Genomic DNA, 25,345 nt, shown 5'->3' with positions numbered 1-25,345 from the left:
CAGATAGGGCTGGGCCTTGGGAGTCTGTTCTTGTATCGGTATTTCCACGTATGGGATGCGACATTTTTTGATTGTTGCTATAATCCTTGCCTGCTTCATGGTTGTTTTTGCCATGTCCTGCAATATCGAACTATTCAGCACCACCCCAACATCTGTAAGAGCGAGAAAGGCAAACCGGTTATGACACCGCGAACTACCACCAAGGTCACTACGCGACGCTAGTCGGGTTCTTTTTCGTCTTCTGAAAAAGCGCGGCTGGTCCGCGTTTTTTTTCGTCCGCATTTTCCGCATTCTATAAATCAAGCTTCGGCAAAATTTGCCGGGATGGAGTTCAAAATGGTCTCAGTTCGTCTCCCCGATGGTTCGCAACGTCAATTCGATGCGCCCGTCACCGTGGCGCAAGTCGCCGCCAACATCGGCGCCGGCCTGGCCAAAGCGGCGCTGGCCGGCAAGGTCGACGGCAAGCTGGTCGATACGTCTTTCCTGATCGAAAAGGATTCCGACCTGGCCATCGTCACCGACAAGGATGCGGATGGCCTGGAAGTGATTCGTCACTCGACCGCCCACTTGCTGGCGTACGCGGTGAAAGAGCTGTTCCCGGATGCCCAGGTGACCATCGGTCCGGTGATCGACAACGGCTTCTATTACGACTTTGCCTACAAGCGTCCGTTTACCCCGGAAGACTTGGTCGCGATCGAAAAGAAAATGGCCGAGCTGGCCAAGAAGGACGAGCCCGTCACCCGCAAGGTATTGCCGCGCGACGAGGCGGTGGCTTACTTCAAGTCCATCGGCGAAGCCTACAAGGCCGAAATCATCGAATCCATTCCGCAAGACCAGGATGTGTCGCTTTACACCGAAGGCAGCTTCACCGACTTGTGCCGCGGCCCGCACGTGCCATCCACCGGCAAGCTGAAGGTCTTCAAGCTGATGAAGCTGGCCGGCGCCTACTGGCGCGGCGACTCCAACAACGAGATGCTGCAGCGTGTCTACGGCACCGCCTGGGCCAAGAAGGAAGACCAGGAAAGCTACCTCCACATGCTGGAAGAGGCGGAGAAGCGCGATCACCGCAAGCTGGGCCGCGCGCTGGACTTCTTCCACTTCCAGGACGAAGCGCCGGGTTTGATTTTTTGGCATCCGAAGGGCTGGTCGATCTGGCAGCAGGTCGAGCAATACATGCGTCGCGTGTACCAGGACAGCGGCTACCAGGAAGTCAAGGCGCCGCAAATCCTCGATCGCTCGCTGTGGGAAAAGACCGGCCACTGGGAAAACTATCGTGAAAACATGTTCACGACCGAGTCGGAAAATCGCGCTTACGCGCTGAAGCCGATGAATTGCCCTGGCCACATCCAGATCTACAACTCCGGTCTGCACAGCTACCGCGACCTGCCGCTGCGCTACGGCGAATTCGGCCAATGCCATCGCAACGAGCCGTCCGGTGCCTTGCACGGCATGATGCGCGTGCGCGGCTTTACCCAGGATGACGGTCACATCTTCTGTACCGAAGACCAGATTCAGGACGAAGTCGCCGCCTTCAACAAGGTGGTGCGCGAGGTTTATGACAACTTCGGCTTTACCGACGTCGCCGTGAAGCTGGCGCTGCGTCCGGAAAAGCGCATCGGTGAAGAAGCCGTGTGGGACAAGGCTGAAAACGCCTTGCGCGAAGCCATCCGTGCCTCCGGCACTGAGTGGGAAGAGTTGCCGGGCGAGGGCGCCTTCTACGGTCCGAAGATCGAATACCACCTGAAGGATTCGATCGGCCGTTCCTGGCAGTGCGGCACCATGCAGGTCGATTTCTCGATGCCGGCGCGCCTGGGTGCGGAATATGTCACGGAAGACAACGACCGCAAGGTTCCGGTCATGCTGCACCGTGCGATTGTCGGCTCGCTGGAGCGTTTCATCGCGATTCTGATCGAAAATCACGCCGGCGCCATGCCGCTGTGGCTTGCTCCCGAGCAAGTTGTAATCCTGAATATTTCCGATGCGCAAGCCGAATACGTCAAAAACGTTGCTCAAACGCTGAAAAAACAAGGGTTTAGAGTCGTGACCGATTTGCGTAACGAGAAGATTACCTATAAAATACGGCAGCATTCTTTACAGAAGCCGCCCTATATTTTGGTGGTCGGCGATAAAGAGCGCGATACAAACACAGTGGCCGTGCGTGCGCGGGGCAATGTCGATCTGGGTGTCATGCCTATCGATGTCTTGGTGGAACGCCTCAAAACCGAGGTGGAAACCAAAGCCTAAAGGAGCCAAGCTCCTTCCAGCGCAAGAGCACGGCTTAATTTATTGGACGTTAAAAGGAAACTGCAATAGCTACTGACAAGTCGCATCGCATCAACGGTGAAATTACAGCACCGGAATTGCGTTTATCCGGGGTCAATAACGAGCCGCTTGGCATCGTCAATTTGGCTGAAGCTTTCCGTCTGGCGGAAGAGGCTAATGTGGATCTGGTGGAAATCGCACCGACCGCACAACCTCCTGTTGCGCGCCTGATGGATTATGGCAAGTTCAAATATCAGGAGCAGAAGAAAGCTCATGAAGCCAAGCTGAAGCAGAAAGTCATTCAGGTCAAGGAAGTCAAATTCCGCCCTGGCACGGATGACGGCGATTACAACATCAAGGTGCGTAACCTGACCAAGTTCCTGGAAGAGGGTGACAAGACCAAGATCACGCTGCGTTTCCGCGGCCGTGAGATGGCTCACCAGGAAATCGGCATGCGCGTGTTGGAGCGCCTGAAGGTTGATCTGGAGCCGTTTGGCCAGGTCGAGCAGTTTCCGAAGATGGAAGGACGCCAGATGATCATGGTCCTGGCGCCAAAAAAGAAGAAGTAAGCAAAACTTGTTTCTTCCATAAAGCAAGAAGAAGCAGCCATGCTTCTTCGCGCATCGCAGGATAAGTCTTTGCGATGCGTATCCCGGTCCGCAAGCGATAGCTGTAGCGAAGCCGAAGATTTTGTCGGGAAGCAGTTCTTTTGTTTCTCGCAAAAGCAGCAGTGAAAACTGCTGCCAATAAGTGAGAGCAGGCATCAAAGAGCAGCGCATTGCTGCCACCTGCAATCATCAAAAAATGGAGCTGTCCAAAAAAGGACAGATAGTGTCATGCCAAAAATGAAGACGAAAAGCAGCGCCAAAAAGCGCTTCCGTGTACGTCCAGGTGGAACGATCAAATGTGGTCACGCTTTCAAGCGCCACATCTTGACCAAGAAAACCACAAAAGTTAAACGCCAGTTGCGCGGTATTACCAATGTCAATGCTGCAGACGTCGTATCAGTCATGCGCATGATGCCGAACGCCTAACCTCACTCATTACTAAGGAGCTACTATGCCTAGAGTTAAACGTGGGGTAACAGCACGTGCCCGTCATAAAAAAGTCCTGGCGCAAGCCAAGGGTTACCGTGGTCGCCGCAGCACCGTCTATCGTATCGCCAAGCAAGCAGTCATGCGCGCTGGTCAATACGCATACCGTGACCGCCGCAACAAGAAGCGCGTTTTCCGTGCACTGTGGATCGCTCGTATCAACGCTGCTGCTCGTGAGCATGGCGTGACATACAGCGTGTTCATGAACGGCCTGAAGCGTGCTTCGATCGAACTGGACCGTAAGGTTCTGGCCGACATGGCCGTGACTGACAAGCCAGCGTTCGCTGCGATTGTCAATCAGGTGAAGGCCAACATCGCTAAGTAATTAGCCGTGTTGCTGCAGTCGTCGTCCGGTGCCGGACGGCACTGCAAAAATCCTGCGGGGCAGAGGTGAAATACCTGTGCCCCGCAGTCGTTTCAGACAGTCGCTTTTACATGGCGATTTCACACTGAAATTTGCAGCGGTTTTTGAAGCAGCTGTTTTCATTTCGATTTCACTTTCGATTTCATTTTTTCGACTTCGTCGTCAAAGCCGAACGGCTTTTGGATTACTCAGACTTCCATCTGAATGGAGCGAGACTTACCGCATGAATTCCCTAGAACAACTCGTTGCACAGGCCCAGGCCGATTTCGCCGGCGCACCTGACGCCGCCGCCCTGGAAAACGCCAAAGCCAAATATCTTGGCAAGACCGGCCAGATCACCGAGCAGATGAAGGGCTTGGGCAAGCTGGCGCCGGAAGAGCGCAAAGTGCAGGGCGCCGTCATCAACGCCGCCAAGGAGCAGATCGAGAACGCGCTGACCGCGCGCCGCGACGCTCTTGCCAACGCCCAGATGCAGGAGCGCCTGAACGCCGAAGCGATCGACGTCACCTTGCCGGGCCGCGGCCGCGCCAAGGGTGGCATCCATCCGGTGATGCGCTCGTGGGAACGCGTTGAAGAAATCTTCCGCTCGATCGGCTTCGATGTCGCCGATGGTCCGGAAATCGAAACCGACTGGACCAATTTCTCCGCACTGAACAGCCCGGAAAATCATCCGGCGCGTTCGATGCAGGACACCTTCTACATCGAAGGCAACGACACGCAAGGCAAACCGCTGCTGCTGCGTACGCATACCAGCCCGATGCAGGTTCGCTATGCGCGCATGAACAAGCCGCCGATCAAGGTCATCGCCCCGGGCCGCACTTATCGCGTCGACAGCGATGCAACCCACTCGCCGATGTTCCACCAGGTCGAAGGCCTGTGGATTGCCGAAGACATCAGTTTCGCCGACCTCAAGGGTGTGTACCTCAACTTCGTCAAGGCCTTCTTCGAGACCGACGACCTGCAGGTGCGCTTCCGTCCTTCGTATTTCCCATTCACCGAGCCGTCGGCGGAAATCGACATCGCCTTCGGCAGCGGTCCCCTGAAGGGCCGCTGGCTGGAAGTCTCCGGCGCCGGTCAGGTGCATCCGAGCGTGGTGCGCAACATGGGTCTCGATCCCGAGCAATACATCGGCTTCGCGTTCGGCTCCGGCCTTGAGCGCCTGACCATGCTGCGCTATGGCATCAACGACTTGCGCCTGTTCTATGAAGGCGATCTGCGTTTCCTGAAGCAATTCAACTGACGCTCAACTGAACAATGCCGAGGCAGGACCGGCGCCGAGATCCATGGCGCCGCCCCGCGAACTGTCTGAATGTCCGCGCGCACGCAAGCGGACGATAGCTGAAAGTATTCATCATGCAATTCTCTGAAAACTGGTTGCGCACCATGGTCAATCCGAAGATGACTTCGGATGAGTTGTCGCACATGCTGACGATGTCGGGCCTGGAAGTGGAAGAAGTCGAAGCGGTCGCACCGCCGTTCTCCAACGTGGTGGTCGGCGAAGTGCTGGAAGTCGCCAAGCATCCGAACGCCGATCGCCTCAACGTCTGCCAGGTGGATGTCAAGACCGGCACCATCCTCAACATCGTCTGCGGCGCGCCGAATGTTCGCGTCGGCATGAAGGTGCCTTGCGCGATGGCAGGCGCCGTGTTGCCCCCGGGCGCCGACGGCAAGCCGTTCGAGATCAAGGTCGGCCAGCTGCGCGGCGTCGAGTCGCAAGGCATGCTGTGCTCCGCGCGCGAACTGAAGCTGTCGGAAGATCACGGCGGCCTGCTCGAGTTGCCGGATGATGCACCGGTCGGCCAGAATTTCCGCGATTACTTCCTGCTCAACGACCTCAAGTTCACCATCAAGCTGACCCCGAACAAGGCCGATTGCCTGTCCGTGCTTGGTGTGGCGCGCGAAGTGTCGGCCCTGACCGATACCCCGCTGAAGCAGCCGACGTTCCAGACGGTTGCCGTCAACCTCGATGAAAAACTGCCGGTCAAGATTTCCGCGCCGGATCTGTGTGGCCGCTTTGCCGGTCGCGTGATCCGCGGCCTGAACGCCAAGGCGGCAACCCCGCAATGGATGAAGCAGCGCCTCGAGCGCAGCGGTCAGCGCCCGATCTCGGCGCTGGTCGACATCTCCAACTACGTCATGCTGGAACTCGGTCGTCCGTCGCACGTGTTCGACCTGGACAAGATCCACGGCAGCCTCGACGTACGCTGGGGCAAGAAGGGCGAACAGATCAAGCTCCTCAACGGCAACACCGTTGAAGTCGACGAATGGGTCGGCGTGATCGCCGACGACAAGGAACTCGAATCGCTGGCCGGCATCATGGGCGGCGACGCGACTTCCGTTTCGCTCGAGACCACGAATATTTATCTCGAAGCCGCGTTCTGGTTTCCGCAGGCGATCCAAGGCCGTGCGCGCCGTTTCAACTTCTCGACCGATGCCGCGCATCGTTTCGAACGCGGGGTCGACTTCGCCACCGTGGTCGAACACATCGAGCGCATTACCGCCTTGCTGATTGAAATCTGCGGCACGCCCGACACCAAGGTCGCCGCAGTCGACGACCAGATCGTCAACCTGCCCAAGCGCGAGCCGGTCAAGGTGCGAACTGCGCGCGCCACCAAGGTGATCGGCGTGGCCATCACCGACGACATGATCGCCGACATCTTCACCCGCCTCGGCCTGCAGTTCACGCAAGAGCCCGGCCTGTTTGCGGTGACGCCGCCGTCTTTCCGTTTCGACATCGAAATCGAAGAAGACCTGATCGAAGAAATCGCGCGCGTGTACGGCTTTGAAAACATCCCGGCCTTGCCGCCGGTGGCCGCCAGCGAGATGAAGATCGCGCCGGAAAACGTTCGTTCGCTGTTCGCCATCCGTCATCTGCTGGCCGACCTCGACTATCAGGAAGTGGTCAATTTCAGCTTCGTCGAGAGCGCATGGGAAGCCGACTTCGCCGGCAACCAGGCGCCGATCAAGCTGCTCAATCCGATCGCCAGCCAGATGAACGTGATGCGCTCCTCGCTGATCGCCAGCCTGGTCGCCAACGTGCGCTACAACATCAACCGTAAGGCCAACCGCGTGCGGGTGTTTGAAATCGGCGCCGTGTTCCATCGTGATGCGCAAGTGCAGGACGGCCCGCTGGAAGTGGCCGGCTATCACCAACCCAAGCGCGTCGCCGGCCTGGCCTATGGACCGGTGGCTGACGAGCAATGGGGGCAGGATACCCGCAACGTCGACTTCTTCGACGTCAAGGCGGATCTGGAAGCCTTGTTCGCGCCGCGCGTCCTGCGCTTCGCCCGCGTCGAGCATCCTTCGCTGCATCCGGGACGTTCGGCCCAGGTTGAGCTGGACGGCAAGAACATCGGCCTGATCGGCGAACTGCATCCGCGCCTGCAACAGAAATACGACCTGCCGCTGGCGCCGGTCGTCTTCGAGATTGATGCAGCGGCGCTGCAGCAACGCGACGTGCCGGCCTACGCGGAAATCTCCAAATTCCCGGCGGTCACGCGCGATCTCGCACTGGTCGTCAAGCAGGCTGTTCAGGTCCAGGAATTGCGTGATATTTTCGCTGCGGAACAGCAGCGCAACGCTGCGTGCGGAATCATCCAAGCCATTGTTTTATTTGATGAATATCAAGGAAAGGGCTTGGAAAATGACGAAAAAAGTCTTGCTTTCCGATTCACCTTGCAAGATACTCAAAACACACTCCAGGACGACACAGTTGACGCTGCAATGGCCGCTATCGTAGCCGCTGCAACGGGTAAGCTTGCCGCCAGATTGCGTACATAACAATTTATAAATCGGTAAGAGGCGACTCACCCGTCATGAACAACGTGAATTCAAACGAATTTCAATCTGTGCTGGATGCCGACCTGCAACGCGCGGTACTCGAATCCGAGGTGCGCTCGCAGGCGGAAAAAAACCTCCCCACGCTGACCAAGGCAGAACTTGCCGAACTTTTGTTCGAGCAGGTCGGTCTCAACAAGCGCGAAGCGAAGGACATGGTTGAAACGTTCTTCGATGAAATTCGCAATGCGCTCGAACGTGGCGAAGCGGTGAAGCTGTCTGGATTCGGTAATTTCCAGTTGCGCGACAAGCCGCAGCGTCCGGGTCGTAATCCGAAGACGGGCGAAGAGATTCCGATTACTGCGCGCCGCGTTGTCACTTTCCACGCCAGCCAGAAACTCAAGGAAATGGTCGAGATGTCGAGCGGCCAGCCTCTCGCCCTTGCTGCTGTGTAACGTAATCCCATTCCATGAACGAACGTGTCAATAAACCTGCGGTGATCGTATTGCCGCCGATTCCCGCCAAACGCTATTTCACCATCGGTGAAGTCAGCGAGCTGTGTGGCGTCAAGCCGCACGTGCTGCGCTACTGGGAACAGGAGTTCACCCAGCTGAAACCGGTCAAGCGGCGCGGCAACCGCCGCTATTACCAGCATCACGAAGTGCTGCTGATTCGCCGCATCCGCGAACTGCTGTACGAGCAAGGCTTCACCATCAGCGGCGCCCGCAACAAGCTCGACGGCCATCTGCATGAAGACCAGTCGGATATCACCGAAGACATCGAAATCTCGATGGGAGCGGACGAAATCGAAGCCGTGCGCGTCGAGCTCAACGGCATCCTGCAATTGCTGAGTCCGCGCGCCTGATTGGGCCCGGTGTCATTGCTGCTGCGATGATGCATGACAAAAAGCTGCCGGCAACGGTGGCTTTTTTTGTTTTTGGAGAGCACAGAACATGAACAATGACGTACGCAACGGTGTTACCTGGCGCGCCATGCTGGACACCGATTTGCCGACCGTGACGGCGATCGCCGCAGAAGTGCATCCGGACTATCCGGAGTCGCCGGCGGTGTTTGCGGAGCGGCTGCGCCTGTTTGCTCAGGGCTGCCTGCTTGCGGTCGATGTGAAGGGGACCGCGCTCGGTTACGCCATCGCGCATCCGGGCGTGCTCGGGCAACCGCCGGCCTTGAATTCCTTGCTGGATGGTTTGTCGCCGCAGGCTGATTGCCTGTATCTGCACGACGTCGCGTTAACTGCGCAGACGCGCCGGTCAGGTCTGGGCGGCGCCTTGGTTGACTACATCAGGGAGTTGGCCGCAGCCCATGGATTTGCCTGCGCTGCGCTGATGGCGGTCAACAACTCGGCGGCGTACTGGCAACGGCGCGGCTTCATGCCGTACGAACATGTCGACGCCGCACTGGCGAAGAAGATCGCCAGCTACGACAGCGACGCCCGATACCTGGTGCTGGCTGCCGGGTGCTAGTTCAGACTACGATCCCGCGCGCGCCAGCTCGGCCACGCGCTCCACGCGTCGCGTCGATACCAGGATGGAACCACCCGGATTGCGTTGCAGCGCCTGGCGCAGTACCGCCACGCCATCACTGCCCGGTTGCCCGCCGCCCGCCAGATACCCATACGTGAATTGCAATGCGCGCTGATGCTGCGCGAGGACGTCGGCCTGACGCTTGTCCAGGCTGTCGCGTACTTGCACAATCTGCGCCAGCGACGGTGCGGCTTGCAGCATGGCGGCGATCATGGGCGCCTCGCCGGCGATGCCGAAGTGACGGATCTTGCCGGCTTGCACCAGCGACTCCAGCCAGCGCTGCCATTCATCGGTAGCGATCAGCGCCTGCACCGGCTCATGCAGGAACAACACGTCCAGCCAGCCGCGTCGCAGGCGGCGCAGGCTGTCTTCCAGGCTCTTTTGCGCGCGCGCGATGCTCCAGTCGACCACCGGTTTGTTCAAGGCAGGGATGGCTTTGCCTGCGACTTTGCGCAGCAGGATTTCAGGCACGCTGGGGCTGGCGCCGTTCGGTCCGTACAGGCCGACCTTGCTGGCGATCGTGATGCGCTGCAATTCTGCTGCCGGCAGTTCCCCCAGCGATTTTTCCGCCAGGCCGAAGCCGTAATACGGCGACGTGTCGAAGTGCGTGAAGCCGGCGTCCAGCGCCGCCGTCAGCAGCGCCTGCCGCTGCGGTCCCTTGAACAGATGATGCAAACTGGCGGTGCCGAACGACAGCCGGCTGACGTCGAGCGACGTGCCGGGGATACGAATGGTTTGCATGCGCTGGGATCCAGGTTGGAAGAGAAGAGGGGTGCTCGTCGACGCAGCTGCATCTTGCGCGACCGGCGTGCTCAGACGCTGAACCAGCCGATCCGCCAGCCGGGCTGCCAAGGCCACTGCCAAAAAGGTCGGATTGGCTTCGCCGGTGGTCGGGAAAACGCTGCTCGAGGCGATGTGCAGGTTGGCGACGCCATGCACCTGGCAATCGCGATCCACCACGCCCAGTTGCGGATCATCGTGCATACGCGTGGTGCCGACCTGGTGGAAACCGTCGGTGGCCTGTTCCAGGATGTGACCGATGCGCTGATCCGGCGAACGGTGGTATTCGACTTTGCCTTTGCCGGCAGCGCGTAATTGCCGATCCAGGATCTCGTGGGCCTTGAGCGCAGATTCAGCATCGTCCTTGAGATAGCGGAAGTCGATGGTCAGGCGTGGCATGCCGTGGGCGTCGTACTCCCGGTTCAGCGTGACGCGGCTATCCGGATTGGGAATTTGTTCAGCGTGGTAGTTGAGCGCATACGTGCCGCCCTGATTGCGCAGCACGAAGCCAGGCTTGCGCACCGGCGAGACGTAGCGCAGGCGCAGGATGGTCAGCACGTCGGCGGCGGCTTGCCAGGGACGGCGCAGGACATTGAGCAGATGCGCGCCGTAGCGGTACGGCGGTGGCCCTACGTGCCGCAGCCGGATCGCTTCCGAAATCATGCGGCGGCCGATGGCCGGGAACGACAACCCGAGGAACACCAGCGACAGCGTCGGATTGCGATGACGCTCGTCGTAGAACGGCGGATTGTCGGCGAAGAACGAGGTGTTCAGCACATGATGCTTGCGCTGCGCTTCTTCCGATACGGTGAAGCGGCGGCGCACATACGTGCCGGTGTCGTCGGCGGAAAAATCGAGATCGGCGAAATCCCCCGGCTGCGTCAGCGTCAGGCTGGCGATGCTGCCGAAGATGTGGCCCATGTAATAGCGGCCGAGTGGTCCGCCGAGGCCGCCGAACAGGTCTGGATGTCCCTCCTGCGCGGACAGCAGCAGACGCGTGGTTTCCAGGCCGCCGCCGGCCAGCACGTAGTGGGCCGCCTGTACCGTCATGGTGGCATTCTTGTGACGCGCCTGCAGCGATCTGACGCTGCGCTGATCGTCGTCGAAAACGATGCCGGTGACAGTGGCGTCGAACAGGATATGGATGCAGGGCGAGGCCAGCACGCGCGGACCGAGCTTGCCGGCCAGCTTCGGCTGGCGCGCCCAGCGCTCCAGTTGCGACAGTTCGATTTCATTCATTTCAGGCCAGTGCTGCGGGGCCTGACGGAACTGCGCCGTGCCGCAGTCCAGGTAGTCGGCGGCCTTGTCGTACCACGGCAGCACCTCGTCCAGCGTAAACGGCCATCCGGAATGCGGCACGTACTTACGCGGTTCGAAGTCGATCGCTTCGAATGGTACGCAACGTCCGCCCCATAACCATGAACTGCCGCCCAGTGCGCGGTTCGACGCCAGTTCCATGGGCGCGTGGGCTTGCTGGTCTAGTACGGTGGCGTGCGACCATTGCTGCGTCGCCGGGTTATTGGCGGCGCCGCCGGATTCCAGCAGTAGTACTTGCAGGCCGCGTGCCGCAGCTTCCAGCGCCAGCGTCAATCCGACGGGACCGGCGCCGACCACGCAGAGATCGAAGGTCCGGTCGGCAGGCAGCGCGGTCAGTATCGGCATGGAAGCGAAAAGAGCGTGTTGGTCATTTTTTGCCGAAGAAGTGGTTCTTCAGGCGGGCCATCTGCCATTGACGCAGATAGCGCCGGAACTCCAGGTTTTCGTAGCGCGGCAGGCGGCGCAGGCCGGACCAGAAATAACTGAAGATCATCAGCAGGCCGCCGATGACCACCGGCTTTTCGCGCATGCGGTTGACGCCGGTGGCGATCGCGTACAGCGGGTGGTAACCCATGTACCAGTTGCCCCGACCCCAGCGCAAGCGGCCTTCGTAGATGTGCTTGTCGGACGAGCCCATGATGCGGTGATGCCACAGCCATGCCTTGGGGTCGTAGTAGCAGAACGTTTTCCAGCCCTTCATCCACGCGGTATGGACGTCGATGCCGTCCCACGACAGATGCTGGACGAAGCCGCCGATGTCTTCAAACGCGGTGCGTTTGTACAGCTTGAACTGGCCGGCGACCTGTTCGTCGATATGGCTTTCTTCGATGAACTGGCCGTCTTCATGACGATAGACCTTGCCCGATACAGCGGCCAGCTTGGGATCTTCATCAAGCTTGCGGAACATGTGTTCCAGGTATTGCGGACCGAACGACATGTCGCCGTCGAGCTTGGCGATGTACTGGTAATCCTTGTTCTGGATGTGTTCGACGCCGAAGTTGAAGGCCGCGATGACGCCGCCGCCCAGCTTGCGAAAGCCGCGATTCTGGCGCGGCACGAGGCGGATGAACGGGTATTTCTCGGCGTATTCACGCACGATGTCCGGGGTGGCGTCGGCTGAGCCGTCATCGACCAGGATCCATTCCAGCGGGCGGAACGTCTGCGCCACCATCGAGTCCATCGTCAGGCGCAGGTATTGCGACTCGTCGCGCACCGGTGAAATGATGACCAGCGGCACAATGCGCGGATTGGTCGCTGGAGGCGCTTCCACCGGCTCAAGAGGCTGTTTCTGAGCGTCTTGCATAAGGTTTTCCTTGTGCATGTCTTGTCGTGTGTAAATAAATTTGTAGCCGGGCTCAGTCTTGCTTATGCTTGCGTATGCTGTCTGATACAGACAGTCAAATCAAGAATTAATGAGTAAATTTAGGTCAAATAACGCGTGCGCGCTTCGTAATATTGTTAAAATGATATCAAATTAGTGGTGCAATATGGTCAACTATTTGAGTGGCAAGTGACTATTCAATACCGGGCTCTTTGATTCGAATCGCCTCCTTACTTCGCCGGAACGCATGACTAAACAAACCGCCTTCCCGACGTCTTCCCTGTTCGGACTCGATATCTGTGCCGCGAGTTTCACCGGCGCAGCCACGCAATTGATGCAACTGGCCGCCCACCGGGAAGGGCCGCCGTCGATCGTGGTGACTCCCAATGTCGATCATGTGGTGCGGCTCGATGCCGATGCGCAGTTTCGCCAGTTGTATGTGCGGGCTGACTATATTTTTGCCGACGGCATGCCGCTGGTCTGGGCCAGCCGTCTCAGCGCAACGCCTTTGCCTGAGCGAGTCACCGGTTCCGACCTGTTCGTCAGACTGGCGCGCGAAGCGGCGGTGCAAAAATTACCGGTATTCGTCATCGGCGGCATGCCCGGCCAGGAAGCCATGCTGACCGAAGCCTTCGCGCGCGTCTATCCGGGTTTGTCGGTGGAGCTGTATTGCCCGTCAATGCGGTTTGATCCGACCGGTGACGAAGGCCTGGAGGCGCTGCGGCGAGTGAATGAAGTACGGCCGGGCATTGTGTTCGTCTGTCTCGGCATGCCCAAGCAGGAGCGTTGGGCGTTCGCGCACAAGGACAACATGCAGGCCGGCGTCGTCATGTGCGTCGGCGCGGCGATGGAGTTCGCGCTCGGCTTCAAGTCGCGTGCGCCGCTGTGGATGCAAAAGATCGGCATGGAATGGTTCTGGCGTCTCGCTTCGGAACCGCGTCGCCTGTGGCGTCGCTACATCGTGCAGGGCTCGAAGTTCGCCGGACTGCTGCGACGTGAACGGAAACAACAGCGGCTGCAGCGTACAATCAATGACAAGCAGAAGACAGGGAGCGGCCATTGAGCTTTTACACAGACAAGCGCAACCACCACACTACCTTGCTCGGGTTGGCCATCGGCGCAGCCTATGCGTTGACGATCATCCTGACGCTGGAAATCTGCGTCGCGATTTATCAATGGGCGGATTTCGCCACCTTCAATTTCGTCGCTGCCGTCGCCGGCGTGACCGGCTTCATCGTCTTCAGCGACCTGCGACGCTATGCCGTCGACAACGCGGCACTCATGGTGCATCGTTTCAGCACCATCGTGAAGCTGTGGATCGGCACCTTCTTTGTGGTGGTGCTGGCTTTGTATCTGACCAAAACGGGTCCCGAGTTTTCGCGCGTGGTGATGATACTGTGGCTGGCCGTCACGCCGTTCACGTTGACGCTGACCTCGCTGGGATGCCGCTGGTGGGCCTTGCGCATGTATACAGGCAAGGGCGAGCGCCGCACCGCTATCTTCGTCGGCTTCAGCGAGGATGCGCAGCGCCTGGCGGAGTCGTTCCAGGCCTCAAAAATGCTGGGCATCACGCCGGTGGGATTCTTTGACAACCGCCAGGGAACGCAGCGCGTCGGCTCCGAACTGCCGCGCCTGGGCAGCCTGATGGAAGCCATCGACTGGATCGAGCACAATCCGGTCGACGTCGTGTTCGTCGGCCTGGTGCACGCGCGCACCAGCGACATCGCGCCGGTGGTGGACGCCTTGCATGACTCGGTGGCGTCGGTGTACTTCGTGCCGGATTCCAAACTGTTCGGGCTGGGCCACATGCAATATGCCGAGATGGCCGGCACGCCGGTGCTGGTGGCTTACGAGACGCCGTTCATCGGCATTACGCGTTTGCTCAAACGCTTCGTCGACGTCATCATGTCGTTCCTGATCCTGCTGCTGCTGAGCCCGATCCTGCTGGCCATCGCCATCGGCGTCAAGCTGTCGTCGCCGGGGCCGGTGGTGTTCCGCCAGATGCGTTACGGCGTCGGCGGGCAGAAGATCGTGGTGTCGAAATTCCGCTCCATGCGCAACGATCCCTTGCCGCAAACCGGCGAGATCAAACAGGCCACGGTCGGCGATGCGCGCGTGACGCCGTTCGGACGTTTCCTGCGCAAGACTTCGCTGGATGAACTGCCGCAATTCTTCAACGTGCTGGAAGGTTCGATGAGCATCGTCGGACCGCGCCCGCATGCGGTCCAGCACAACGAGTTGTACCGCAAGCAGGTCAAGGGTTACATGTTGCGCCACAAGGTCAAGCCCGGCATCACCGGCTGGGCCCAGATCAACGGCCTGCGCGGCGAAACCGACACGCTCGACAAGATGCAGCGCCGCATCGAATACGACCTGTACTACATCCGCAACTGGTCCCTCGGACTGGACTTTAAAATCATTCTGCGCACGGTGCTGGTGGTCGTCAAAGACCGCAACGCCTACTAGGCCGGGCGTCGCGCATGCAGCCATGGTGAACGCCGTATCCCGACACTTGCTCAGCGAGCTGGCCCCGGACATCGCGGGGCGCTTTGCCGACGGCGTCGCCATCCGCGTCCATACTTCCTTCGAACAGGCCGAGCAACGCTGGCGCGCCGCGCAGGATGTGTGCACCTGCTACGGCTTCCAGGGCTACGACTGGCTGGCGACCTGGTACAAGAACCTGGGCCGGCGGCAGGGCTGGGAAGTCCTGCTGGTCGAGCTGACCGATGCCGATGATCACACCCTGATGCTGTTGCCGCTGGGGCGGCGACGTCAATACGGCCTGCGCATTGCCGGGTTCCTTGGTGGTGAAGTCACCGACTATAACGCGCCCTTGCTGCGCGCTGATTTCGATGTCTCGGCTTTTGCTGCATTGTGGCCGCTGATCGTGCGGCTGCTGGGCGGCGTCGACGTGTTTCGCGCGCGCCGCATGCCGCTGCACGTTGAAGGCGTCGCCAATCCGCTGGCCGCGCTGGCCGGCATGCAGCATACCGAACAGGCCCATGTGGCGACGCTGACGAGCAGCTTTGAAGAATTCCAGAAGCAGCGCAGCGCCAAGGTCTTCGCCGATACGCGCCGGCAATTGCGCCGGCTGGGCGAGCTCGGCGCGGTGCAATTGCTGATCGATACATCGCCGCCGCAGCGCGCACAAGTGGTAGACGCCATGGCGCGTCAAAAGGCGCGGCGCTGGCATGAAACAGGCAGCCGCGATTTGTTTGCGGAAGACGGGTATCTGTCCTTCTATCAAGACCTCGCCGCACAGGGACTGGGCGGCGGCGCAGTGGTGGTGTCAGCGCTGTACGTCGACGAGCACCTGGTCGCCACGCATTGGGGCATTCGTTACGGCAAACGCTTCTACTGGCTGATGCCGGGGTATGAAGACGGCGATTGGGGGCGTTATTCCGTGGGACGCATCCTGCTCGATGCGGTGGTGCGCGATTGCATCGCCCAAGGCCTGGCGCTGTTCGATCTCACGGTCGGGGACGAAGCCTACAAGCAACAGTGGGCCGACCACATCCTGCCACTGTATGCCGGCCAGCAGGGCCACAGCCTGCGCGGCAAGCTGGCGGTAACGCTGGACCGGACCTACCGTCGCCTGCGTGAACGGGCGCGCGCCAACAAGATCCTGCGCTCGCTGGTCAGGCGCTTGCGGGGGCGGCGTACTGCTGCAGATAGTCGATAGCGGCATTCACCGGCAACACCTTGCAGCCGGCTGCAAGCGCCGCCGCTACCGCACGTTCGAGTCGCTCGGGCGTGTAGCCGTAGCGGCTCGGCGGATCTTCCACATCATGCGTATTCACAATCAGCCACCCCTTGCGGCGCACCGTGCGCTGCAGCAGCGCGTCGTAGTTTTCGGCGTCCACGTGCACGTCATAGAGACGATGTGTCTTTAGAGCGTTCAGGTCGGCGGAATCTTCATGCGTGCCGCCGCCGGTGATGCGGCTGGAGCGGAAGCGCTTGCCGCAGATGCGTTTGGCGTTGTAGGCATAGGCGCCGAATGGATAAGCGAAATTCAGCGTGCGCGGATCGACGCCCAGTTCCGCCAGGAAAGCCGCGTTGCGGTCCAGTTCCTGCTCCAGTTCGGCAGCGGTGAGCGTGTCGCAGCGGACGTGCGAGTAGCTGTGGCAGCCGAGTTCGTGGCCGGTGGCCAGCAGCGTGCGCAGATGCTCGCGTGAATGGCAGGGCTTGCCTTCTTCGAGCGCATCGGTGAGGCCGCCGGCGACGTAAAAGGTGCCGCGCGCGCCGTGTCGTTCAAGCGCCTGGGCGCCGGCTATGCAAGCGGAAGCAGGCACGTCGTCAAAGGTGAAGCTGACCACACCGACATCGGCGCGCAGCGGCAATATTTCCTTGAACGCATGCTGCGCCAGTCGTCGACTGATGCGCAGGGCCAGTTTGGAGGCGGAATCGGGCATGGGATTTTTCCGGAATCGTTGCCCTAATTCGCGACCACATGCGCGCCGAAACGGCGACGCCAGCGCAGGAAGGGCTTTTCGACAAAGTTATAGGACGCAACCGCGAGTGCAAATGATAGCAGCACCGCCGTCGCCGCGAAGTAAGGGAAGATGTGCCAGCCGACGCGCTGTGGACCGATGCTGCCCGGTCCCCACCAGATCTCGGCGATCACGATGGCGATCGGGTGATACAGATACAGCGAATACGACCAGTTGCCCACGCGTCGCGCCGGTTTGGTTTCCAGCAGGCGCGTCAGCGGCGTCAGCTTGTCGGTGAAGCAGATCGCGGTCACCAGCGGCATCAGCGCCAGCCCTTGCAGCGAGTAGCGCAGCGTGTCGCGAAAGCCCGGATGGCGCAGCGTGAAGCACGCCAGCAGCAACAGCAGGCAGACCGCCTGGACCATGTGGCTGGACGAAAAACGCCGCCAGTGTTTTTGCGTGTCATTGGCGAGGATCAACGCCAGCCAGGCGCCGTACAGGATGGAGTCGATGCGCGTGTCGGTGGCCATGTAGATGTAGTCGCTGCTGCCGCCGTTGTGATGCACGATCACGCGCCACAACAGCACCAGCGCCACGCTGGCCGCCAGCACCCAGGCGAACCGGCGCAGGTTCGCGGCGCCTGCCAGCAGCGCCACGCAGACGAAGGGGAAGACCAGGTAATACTGCTCTTCCACCGCCAGCGACCACAGGATGCTGAACGGATCGAAGCCGTCGCGGCCCTGGCCGAAATGCACCAAGATGCCGTAGTAATTCGCGTAATAGAACAACGACGCGAACACTTTGCCCCAGCTCATGATGCCACCTGCCAGCGTGAACACCAGCGCGCCCAGCGCCACCGCGACCAGCAAAGCTGGATACAGCCGGAACAGCCGGCGTACATAAAAACGTCCGACCGCGATGCGGCCGTTCTGTGCATGCTCGGCCAACAGCAGGCGCGTGATCAGCATGCCGCTGATGAAAAAGAATACGGTCACGCCGAAGCCGCCGGGGATGCTGGTGCTGAAACCCATGTGCGCCACCAGCACCAGCAGCACTGCGCAGGCGCGCAGGCCGTCGAGGCCGGGGATGTAGTCGAACGAAGGTCGTGCACTGGCGAGCGCGTTGGCGGTCATCGCAGATCCTCAATTTGTTGGCGAGCGCGATTGTAGCCCTGCTGGTTTTCGTAAATGAACGGCCCGGTGATGTTGTCGAAGGTGTAGTTCAGACTGACTTGCACCGTGCTGCGCCGGTAATCGACATTGCCGCCCGACTTCGAGGTGGTCTGCTCGCGCATGGCGTCGATGCGGAAAGCCAGTCGGCGCGTGATGTCGTAGTCGTAGCGGAAACCCAGGCGCAGCAGCTGGTCGTTGCCGCTGGTCGGCGTGCTGATCTGACTGGTCGCGAAGCCGGCCGATTTCTGCGACTCCAGCGAGCTCAGCAACGACACGCGCGTCTTCGGCGTGGCTTGCCAGACCACGCGGCCTTGTATGCCTTTGGTCACGACATAGAGGCGGCTGTCGGCCTCGTCGTTGGCTTGCGGGCGGTCCCAGATGCGGCCGTAGAAGGTGGTCTTGGCCGAGTAGTGCCAGTCGATGCCGAGCTCGGCCGACACCAGGCGGCTGTCGCGGTTGGGCACCGTATTGAAGTGTCGCGCGATGGTGCCGAGATGGCCGATGAACACAGTGTTCTCGGAAAAACGCCAGGCGGTGTCGGTGAACAGCTCCGTGTCGGTGTAGCCGGAGTCGAAATCGGCAATCTCGTCCGGCGTGCGATTCGGGAAGCGCACCTTGTTGCGCCGCACGCCGCCCGAGAACGTCGACTTGGTGCCGGCGGTGTAGCGGACTGCCGCCTGGATTGCATTGCTGTTCATGTTGTACATCTCGACCCGGCCCGGGATCATGTAGCTCAGGGTTTGCTGGGTCCAGGTCAGCGGCACGTCGAAGCGGTTTGTGACGCGGTAGGCGACTTCGATATTGTCTTCGCGCACGTGCGGAAATTCCGGCTCGACGTTGGTGATGCCGCGCGGCGGCGACGTTGTGCTGCGGCCGATTTCACCGCCGAAATAGTTGTACAGCCGATCATCGGTGCGATGACGGATGCGGCCACGGAACAGGTCGCTGTACTCCCAGTTGTAGATGCCTTCGAACTGCTTCTTGTCCTTGTTCAGGGTGTACGGACCGCCACCGCTGAGGTCGTTGTAGTTGCCGAAGCCGCTGCCGAAATGCATCTTGGACAGCGACGCCGTCAGTTGCAGGTTGGTGCGTTCGCTCGGCAGCGGCAGGAACAACGCGCCGCGCACGTCGGTCGACCAGGCCGAATCCGAAGTCTTGAGCTTGTTGTCGCTGTTGCTCGGGAACATGAAAGGATTGTCGATGCGATACCAGCTCAGGCCACTCTGCAATGCGTATTCGGCGGTGGCGTGGGCAGCCGGAGCAACCAGCAGCATGCCGAGTGCGCTCGCAGTGACGCAGGCCAGCCGGCGCGTGGTGAACATGGTTGGAAGCAGGGCGTCACTCATCGGTTACCACCTCGTACCATGGGCTGGCCTGGGCGATATCGGCCTGGATATGAATTGTCGCCACGCCATTGCTCACCGCCGCACGGCCGGCATCGAGGGCAGCCAGGCGCTTGCCGCTGCCGTCCAACGGGTAGACAGCGATGCGGCGCGCCTGCGTGCGCAGGGTGATGCGCGCTTCGTTGCGCTCCATCCAGACCGGACCTTCAACATCGCGCGGACCCGAGGGTTTGTCGTTCATGCCGGCGTCCCGCTCCAGCGTCCACCATTTCGGATCGTTCTTGTAGCGCACCAGTTCTTTCGGCCGCGACGGCATCGAGCCGGGCTGGGTGCCTGTCACGGCGCTCGAAGCGGAAATCAGGATCTGTCGCGACGACGCCAGCGGACGGTTGTCGAGCGCGGTCAGCAGCACGCCGGTAAAGCCGCGGCTCTTGCCGAGCAATTCGACGGCGGCGTTGTCGTCGCCCACGCGACGTTTCATCAGGAAGCCGAAGAAGCCGCGCGCTTGCGGCATACGCAACTGGATGGTGCGCTGTTGGGCGTCGAATTCAAATTCGCCGTTGGGCGCGCGCAGCGGCATTGTCAACGCTGTTTGCGTCGCCAGCTTGGCGGCGCCGCTCAGATCCATGCCCAGACGCGCTTGCGTGGCCAGTTCCGGCTTGACGCCGTAGCGCACCGCCAGATGCGACTCGAAGGCGCTCGGTTCACGCGCGGCGGCGACGGCGCGACGCGCATCGGCGCCAAACGGAATCGCGGTCAAGGTCGGTAGCGTCGCCACCAGGCCATTGCGGAACAGCATGGCGCTCTGGCCGGTAGCGGCGTATTTGCCCCAGTCGCCGGCGAGCGTGAACGCGGACGGTGTATTGGCCCAGTTGTCGCCGTCCATATAATCGAAGAAGAACAGGCCGTCCCAATCCTGCGACGCTGCAAAAGCCGCCATCAGCGGCTGGATTTCGCTGCTTTGCCTGTTCGGGAACGGTTGGTTGTATTCGCTGACAACGAAGGGCTTGCGTATATCGCGGCGCAGCGACAGCGCCAGCAGGCGATTGAGTTCGCCGTCGCTGGCGGCGCTGTTGTGGATGCGCCAGTCATTGCGGTCCCAGGCGGGGCCGGGGAAGTCGGGATGGTCGATGTAAAAGTGCTCGTCGATGTAATCCATCTGCGCCTGCGAATCGAAATTGAGCACGCCGCCGTAGCCCATCTGGGTGCCGGTCACCGGCACCAAGGTGTCGGTTTCCGTTTGCACGACCTGACGGATGCGGTTGAAATAAGCGCGGTCGGTGTCGGCCAGGAACATCAGGAAGTCGCGGATGCGCAGCGATTCGCCGGAAGTGTTGGGTGTGCCGGGGTCGCCGGGGCCGAGGACTTTCTCGGTCAGCGACTTGAGCTTGCCGTCGAGGCGATCGCGCCATTGGCCGATCTGCGAGGCATCGGTCGGCGTCAGCAGCTGGATGACGGAGTCGCTGGAGACGCAGGTGTTCCAGGTCGCGCAGGCCTTGGCGGTGGAACCGTAGCGCTTGACCAGCCATTGCTGCCATTGCTTGCGCAGCTCGGCCTCGTAGGCCTTGGGCACGGCTTCGGTCCATTCACGGCGCTGCCAGGCGGCCAGCAGCGAGGATTCGTTGTTGATCTCGACCATCGCCAGCGCCGGATTGCCGCGCAGGCCGAGGCCGCGGATCAGCTGGCGCGCGTACTCTTCCTGCAATGCCACCATGCGCGGGTAATACACATGCAGTGGCGCACCGAGCGGCGTCGATTCGGCCTTGCCGTCCAGCGGCGGCAACTGGTCGACGTCGGGGCGGAAACGATAGCCGACATGGAGGTTCAGGTTGACGTAGATGCCTTGCTGCTTCAATGCGGCGATGAAGTTGCGCAAGCGCGTCACGGCAGTCTGGTTGAAGCTCGGATAAGGACCCGGCGTCAGCAGGCTGCGCGGCGGGTTTTCCTGCACACCCGGGCTGCTGTCCATGTGATGCAGGCGCACCGCGTTGATGCCGAGCTTGCGCAGACGCTGGGCCAGCCGCACGGCGTCGGCGTCGGAGGGGAAGTTGGTGGCGAAGCTGAGGTTGATGCCGTACAGGCGCACGCGCGTGTCATCGTTGGTGTTGGGGCGATTGTCGGCGCCGACGCGGTAGAAATGGCCGTTGCGCACGAAAATGCGCGAGCCGGCGTCGAGCGGCTGGTTCATGGCCGAGCGATCGGGGGCGCCGCCCAGCTTGTCTTCATCGATGGCGAAGGTGAAGTAGGAGATGCCGTTGTCGCCGGTGGTGAATGCGGCAGGCGGATTTTGCGCCTGGACCTGCGGCGCTAAAGCGGCGATGGCGGTCGCTATTGTCAGCGTCAGCGCGTGGAGCCGTGTGAATGCGTTCATGGTGTTGCCCCCGCTTCGGCTTGCGCGAGTCGCGCCGCCTCGGCCTTTTCCATGCGATGCACGGTGATGCGCGCGGAAATCGCCGTCGAGGAATAGATGAAGAAAATATTCTGGAACAGCACGCCGCGAAACATTTCACTTTCCGACAGGTTGCTGATCAGAATCAGGATCAACATGGCCCAGTGAATGGCTGCTTCTTCTCGGTCGATGCGCGTCATCTTCACGAGATTGAGAATGTGGAAAATGAAGACGCCGGCCATGATCACCAGGCCGACGATGCCGAGCTCGTTGAGGATGTCGAGATAGCCGTTGTGGGCTTGCAGCGGGATCCAGTGCAAGGCATTGATAATCATCTGCGATGGACTGCCTTCGCCCAGCCAGAAAGCGCCGTAGCCGATGCCGAAGACCGGGTGGCGCTGCACTTCCAGCAGCACCAGGCGCCAGATGTCGGTGCGGCCGGTGAGGTCGGTGCTTTTGTTGAAGAGGGCGCCGAAGGGCGCGAACAGTTCATTCCATTCCGGCAGGCGGCCTTGCGCGACATAGAACATGTGCAGGCACACCAGCACCACCACGACCAGCGAAAGCGTCAGGCGGCGGCCGTCGAATTCACCGTTGAGGTAGCGCCGGCGCACCAGCAGGTAAATGCCGGTGCCCAGCATCGCCACCAGGATCGCGGTGCTGCTCTTGGCCATCACCAGCATGAACAGGCTGAACAGGATGCCGAAATAGCAGATCGAACGCGGGAAGGTGGTGCCCAGGCTTTCCTTGATCCACAACACCACGCACAGGCCAGAGATGGCGCCGAGCGTGTTCTTCTGCGTCAGGATGCCGCGCCAGGCGCCGCCCAGTTCATAGTCGACGCCGATGCGAGGCAGCACCAGCGACACCACGAAGGACACCGCCATGAGCGCCATGAGCGTGCCCAGCATGGTACGGATCAGTTGATGCTTGCCGCCGATCGGCGGCGAGATCGCGATGCCGACCAGCGTCAGGCCGATCAGCTGGATACTGCGCTTGAGCGTGACCACCGGGTAGGGTGACCACACGATGGTAAGCAGGCAGTACACGATGATGGCGATCAGCATGGGATTCAGATGCAGTATGTGGCGCAAGCTCCAGCCGCGGTTGCGCCAGGCCAGCCAGGCGCCGAGCAGGAACACCGAACCGAACTCCATCTGAAAGATCAGCGAGCCCTCGGCATAGCTGCCTTGCGGATCGGTGTGGCCCCAGTTGAAGCCGGGCGGCAGCAGGGAGAACGTCATGCTCATGACGATCAGCAGCCGCACCACGAACGGATCGATGTTGCCGAACACCGATCCCGACCGGGAGGGCGACGGAGATGGCGACGAGGGCGCCGATGGCGTCGTGGATTCAGTTGCCGTATTCATGATATCGATGCCCCGCGAGGGCGCTTAACTTGCCGCATTGCGCCAGTGTCGTGCGTAGCCAGCGAACGGCCGCAATGCGTGAAAAAGGGAGGGCCAGCAGCGTGACGCCGGCGGCGATCAGCAACTGGACAAGCGCACGCACGCCCAGCTGGGTCGCCCGCAGGAAGCGCTGCAGGCCGCCGAGACGGGCAATCTCCGACAATACATAGGTCTGGCCCAGTCGATAAGAGCGGCGCAGCAGCCAGTTGAGATTGGCGCGCTGGGCCGGCACTTCTTCGCTGACGGTGGCTTCGTCGCACCAGATGAAGCTGGCCCCGTGGGCCAGCATGTCGCGGAACAGCATGGTGTCTTCCGCGCCGGTGCGGCCGAACGCGGTGTCGAACGGTCCCGGTACTGTCATCAGCTTGCTGCGTCGAATGAGCACGTTGCCGGTGCGCGCATCCTTGGTGGTGATGGCGGTGCCGGTGGCGAAGCGGCGGCGGTTGAAGAAGTCGCCGGCGCGGATCCAGTCCGGCGTGTTGACCAGGTAGCGCGGCAACACCGGCGCGAACACGGCGTCGGCGTTGTATTGCCGCTGAGTGTGCACCAGATGGCGGATCCAGTCGGCGTCGGGGGCTTCGTCATCGTCAATGAACAGCACCCATTCGCCTTGCGCCGTATGAACTGCGGCGTTGCGCGCCTGGGCGATGTTGGGCGTGGTTTCGTGGCGAGCGTGCAAGGGCATGGGCATGCGGCTTTGCCAGTCGCGCAGGACTTCCCCCGCTGAGCCGGCCGGATCGTTGTCGACCACCACGACTTCCACGCGCAGGCCGTCGCAGGCCTGCTCGGTCAAGGCCATCAGCAGCTGGTCCAGCAGCGCAGGGCGGCGGAACGTGCAGATGCAGATGCTGATGTCGATGGGAGCGGTCATGGCTGTGCGCTCGCGTTTTTACGCCGCAGCATGGGCAGGAAGACTACCCAGATCAGCAGCAGATCGAAGGCTTCCACGATGATCAGCGACAGGATCGCGCCCCAGGCGCCGTACAGCGGAATGAACACCGCCGCCGAAATCAGCATGATCACCAGGCAAGCCACGCCGCTCAAGAGCAGCAGCTTGTACTGGTCGTTGCTGGTCATCCACGACGAGCCGATCCAGCGCGCCGCGTTGATGGCGAAGTAACCGCCCCAGGCCAGCACCATCGGTTCCAACCCATGGTATTTGGCGCCCAGTACATGGGCTTGCAGCCATGGCAGCGCCAGCCAAAGGACAATCACGTACAGCACGGTCAGCACTTCGATGCCGGCCACAGAGGCCCAGGCAAGGCGGTCGAGATGCTTCCAGTCGCGCGCAGCGAACAGGCGGCTGACCATCGGACGCGCCACCCGCGACCAGGCCAGCACCGACAGCGAAATCGGCATCAGCAGCAGGCGCGAAGCGTTGAGGTCGGCCGAGGCGGCGACGCCCAGGAAGGCGGCCGCAAGATAGAGGTAACTGTAGTTGGTGGCCCAAGCCACCAGTGCGCCCGGCAGCGCCCAGCGACCACGCTGCATGACTTCGGCAACGGCGGCGCGGAAAGCGACCGGATCGTGTTGTGCACGCGCATAGCCATGATCGGTACTGCGCCACATGCCGGCAATGTTCGCCAGACCCATCACCAGCAGGATGGCGGGCACCGTGAAATAGCCGATCAGAAGCAGGACGCCGACGCCGACCGCGACTGCCAGCGCGTAGGCGACGTCGGTATGCAGCACGCGCCGTGGCCGCGCTTCGATGAAGCTGATGCTGCGATGATATTCGCGCTGCGCATTGGCGAACAGATAAATGGCAAAGGCGATGCCGAGCAGGATCGGATGAGCGTCGATGGCGGCGACCTTGGCGACGATCGCGCTGCCGACGCCAAACAGCAAGGCCAGGCCGATGCTGAGCTGCCACTGGAAGCGCAGCAGCAGCGTCGACAGGCGCGCACGTTGTTCCGGCGTTTTACCGGGAGCGATGGTGGTGAGGGGACCGGTGATCAGCGCTTCGACCACGGTGGAGGCAAAAATACCGGCGACGTAAAGCTGCGAGTAAACGCCGTAGGATTCCTTGGTGGCAAGCCGGATCAGCACCAGGCCGAGCGCGAAGTTCAGGCCGCTCAGCAGGGCCTGGTCGATGAGCGAGGCCAGCGAGTGGGTCAGCAGCTTTTTGTTGCTGACGCTGCTCACG

General features: G+C 61.1%; 21 protein-coding genes. 12 read left to right on the top strand and 9 right to left on the bottom strand.

What is annotated here, in order from left to right:
- Positions 1-336: 336 nt before the first annotated feature.
- The 9 genes from thrS to ACIROW_RS05810 all read left to right on the top strand — a co-directional run bounded on the left by thrS (position 337) and on the right by ACIROW_RS05810 (position 8,978).
- The gene (thrS, locus tag ACIROW_RS05850) at positions 337-2,244 is read left to right on the top strand and encodes a threonine--tRNA ligase (protein ID WP_402272956.1); all 1,908 of its coding nucleotides are present in this window, start codon (positions 337-339) and stop codon (positions 2,242-2,244) included.
- A gap of 65 nt (positions 2,245-2,309) precedes the next feature.
- Positions 2,310-2,831 (top strand): translation initiation factor IF-3, encoded by a 522-nt coding sequence (gene infC, locus ACIROW_RS05845; protein WP_083457935.1) that lies wholly within the window; start codon positions 2,310-2,312, stop codon positions 2,829-2,831.
- Between the two features lie 267 nt (positions 2,832-3,098).
- Complete coding sequence (rpmI, locus tag ACIROW_RS05840; protein ID WP_083830894.1) at positions 3,099-3,296, top strand: 50S ribosomal protein L35; 198 nt, start codon at positions 3,099-3,101, stop codon at positions 3,294-3,296.
- 25 nt (positions 3,297-3,321) lie between these two features.
- On the top strand, positions 3,322-3,681 hold the full coding sequence (rplT, locus tag ACIROW_RS05835; protein WP_007882754.1) for a 50S ribosomal protein L20: 360 nt from the start codon (positions 3,322-3,324) through the stop codon (positions 3,679-3,681).
- Between the two features lie 262 nt (positions 3,682-3,943).
- Complete coding sequence (gene pheS / locus ACIROW_RS05830) at positions 3,944-4,960, top strand: phenylalanine--tRNA ligase subunit alpha (RefSeq protein ID WP_402272952.1); 1,017 nt, start codon at positions 3,944-3,946, stop codon at positions 4,958-4,960.
- Positions 4,961-5,073: 113 nt separating this feature from the next.
- Positions 5,074-7,500: a phenylalanine--tRNA ligase subunit beta gene (gene pheT, locus ACIROW_RS05825; RefSeq protein WP_402272950.1), complete on the top strand. Its 2,427-nt coding sequence runs from the start codon at positions 5,074-5,076 to the stop codon at positions 7,498-7,500.
- 35 nt (positions 7,501-7,535) lie between these two features.
- Positions 7,536-7,952 (top strand): integration host factor subunit alpha, encoded by a 417-nt coding sequence (locus ACIROW_RS05820; RefSeq protein WP_402272948.1) that lies wholly within the window; start codon positions 7,536-7,538, stop codon positions 7,950-7,952.
- A gap of 14 nt (positions 7,953-7,966) precedes the next feature.
- Positions 7,967-8,362 (top strand): MerR family transcriptional regulator, encoded by a 396-nt coding sequence (locus ACIROW_RS05815; protein WP_402272946.1) that lies wholly within the window; start codon positions 7,967-7,969, stop codon positions 8,360-8,362.
- An 88-nt stretch (positions 8,363-8,450) separates the two neighbouring features.
- On the top strand, positions 8,451-8,978 hold the full coding sequence (locus ACIROW_RS05810) for a GNAT family N-acetyltransferase (RefSeq protein WP_402272944.1): 528 nt from the start codon (positions 8,451-8,453) through the stop codon (positions 8,976-8,978).
- Between the two features lie 6 nt (positions 8,979-8,984).
- Here the strand turns inward: ACIROW_RS05810 and ACIROW_RS05805 are convergent, their stop codons facing one another.
- Positions 8,985-11,480 (bottom strand): aldo/keto reductase, encoded by a 2,496-nt coding sequence (locus ACIROW_RS05805; protein ID WP_402272942.1) that lies wholly within the window; start codon positions 11,478-11,480, stop codon positions 8,985-8,987.
- A gap of 22 nt (positions 11,481-11,502) precedes the next feature.
- Positions 11,503-12,438 (bottom strand): glycosyltransferase, encoded by a 936-nt coding sequence (locus ACIROW_RS05800; RefSeq protein ID WP_402272940.1) that lies wholly within the window; start codon positions 12,436-12,438, stop codon positions 11,503-11,505.
- Between the two features lie 265 nt (positions 12,439-12,703).
- Between ACIROW_RS05800 and ACIROW_RS05795 the strand changes: the two genes are divergently transcribed.
- Genes ACIROW_RS05795 through ACIROW_RS05785 form a run of 3 tightly spaced genes read left to right on the top strand, consistent with a single transcriptional unit; the run spans position 12,704 to position 16,138 of the window.
- A complete protein-coding gene (locus ACIROW_RS05795) occupies positions 12,704-13,519 on the top strand; it encodes a WecB/TagA/CpsF family glycosyltransferase (RefSeq protein WP_402272938.1) in 816 nt (271 codons plus the stop codon).
- Positions 13,516-14,922 carry an undecaprenyl-phosphate glucose phosphotransferase gene (locus ACIROW_RS05790; protein WP_402272935.1) on the top strand — a complete coding sequence of 469 codons (1,407 nt, stop codon included), beginning with the start codon at positions 13,516-13,518 and terminating at the stop codon, positions 14,920-14,922. Before ACIROW_RS05795 ends, ACIROW_RS05790 begins: the two co-directional genes overlap by 4 nt.
- A 22-nt stretch (positions 14,923-14,944) precedes the next feature.
- On the top strand, positions 14,945-16,138 hold the full coding sequence (locus ACIROW_RS05785) for a GNAT family N-acetyltransferase (RefSeq protein WP_402272933.1): 1,194 nt from the start codon (positions 14,945-14,947) through the stop codon (positions 16,136-16,138).
- Here ACIROW_RS05785 and ACIROW_RS05780 read toward each other — a convergent pair.
- From ACIROW_RS05780 to ACIROW_RS05750, 7 genes are read right to left on the bottom strand one after another with little or no spacing between them, the layout of a single operon-like run.
- Positions 16,095-16,868 carry a polysaccharide deacetylase family protein gene (locus ACIROW_RS05780; RefSeq protein ID WP_402272930.1) on the bottom strand — a complete coding sequence of 258 codons (774 nt, stop codon included), beginning with the start codon at positions 16,866-16,868 and terminating at the stop codon, positions 16,095-16,097. The genes ACIROW_RS05785 and ACIROW_RS05780 overlap by 44 nt on opposite strands.
- Positions 16,869-16,891: 23 nt before the next feature.
- Positions 16,892-18,019 carry an acyltransferase family protein gene (locus ACIROW_RS05775; protein WP_402272927.1) on the bottom strand — a complete coding sequence of 376 codons (1,128 nt, stop codon included), beginning with the start codon at positions 18,017-18,019 and terminating at the stop codon, positions 16,892-16,894.
- On the bottom strand, positions 18,016-19,404 hold the full coding sequence (locus tag ACIROW_RS05770) for a hypothetical protein (RefSeq protein ID WP_402272925.1): 1,389 nt from the start codon (positions 19,402-19,404) through the stop codon (positions 18,016-18,018). The genes ACIROW_RS05775 and ACIROW_RS05770 overlap by 4 nt, the downstream gene beginning before the upstream one ends.
- Entirely contained in the window at positions 19,397-21,772 is a 2,376-nt protein-coding gene (locus ACIROW_RS05765; RefSeq protein ID WP_402272922.1) for a capsular biosynthesis protein, read from the bottom strand. Before ACIROW_RS05765 ends, ACIROW_RS05770 begins: the two co-directional genes overlap by 8 nt.
- Positions 21,769-23,160 carry an O-antigen ligase family protein gene (locus ACIROW_RS05760; protein ID WP_402272919.1) on the bottom strand — a complete coding sequence of 464 codons (1,392 nt, stop codon included), beginning with the start codon at positions 23,158-23,160 and terminating at the stop codon, positions 21,769-21,771. Before ACIROW_RS05760 ends, ACIROW_RS05765 begins: the two co-directional genes overlap by 4 nt.
- Positions 23,144-24,070 carry a glycosyltransferase gene (locus ACIROW_RS05755; protein WP_402272917.1) on the bottom strand — a complete coding sequence of 309 codons (927 nt, stop codon included), beginning with the start codon at positions 24,068-24,070 and terminating at the stop codon, positions 23,144-23,146. Before ACIROW_RS05755 ends, ACIROW_RS05760 begins: the two co-directional genes overlap by 17 nt.
- Positions 24,067-25,344, bottom strand: coding sequence for a lipopolysaccharide biosynthesis protein (locus tag ACIROW_RS05750; protein ID WP_402272915.1), 1,278 nt, complete (start codon positions 25,342-25,344; stop codon positions 24,067-24,069). Before ACIROW_RS05750 ends, ACIROW_RS05755 begins: the two co-directional genes overlap by 4 nt.
- Position 25,345 lies beyond the last annotated feature (1 nt).

This window comes from Herbaspirillum sp. NPDC101397, from assembly GCF_044767325.1.
In the GTDB taxonomy this organism is placed as follows: domain Bacteria; phylum Pseudomonadota; class Gammaproteobacteria; order Burkholderiales; family Burkholderiaceae_D; genus Herbaspirillum.
Note: the sequence above shows the minus strand (reverse complement) of the source record. Positions and strands in the feature narration are given on the sequence as shown.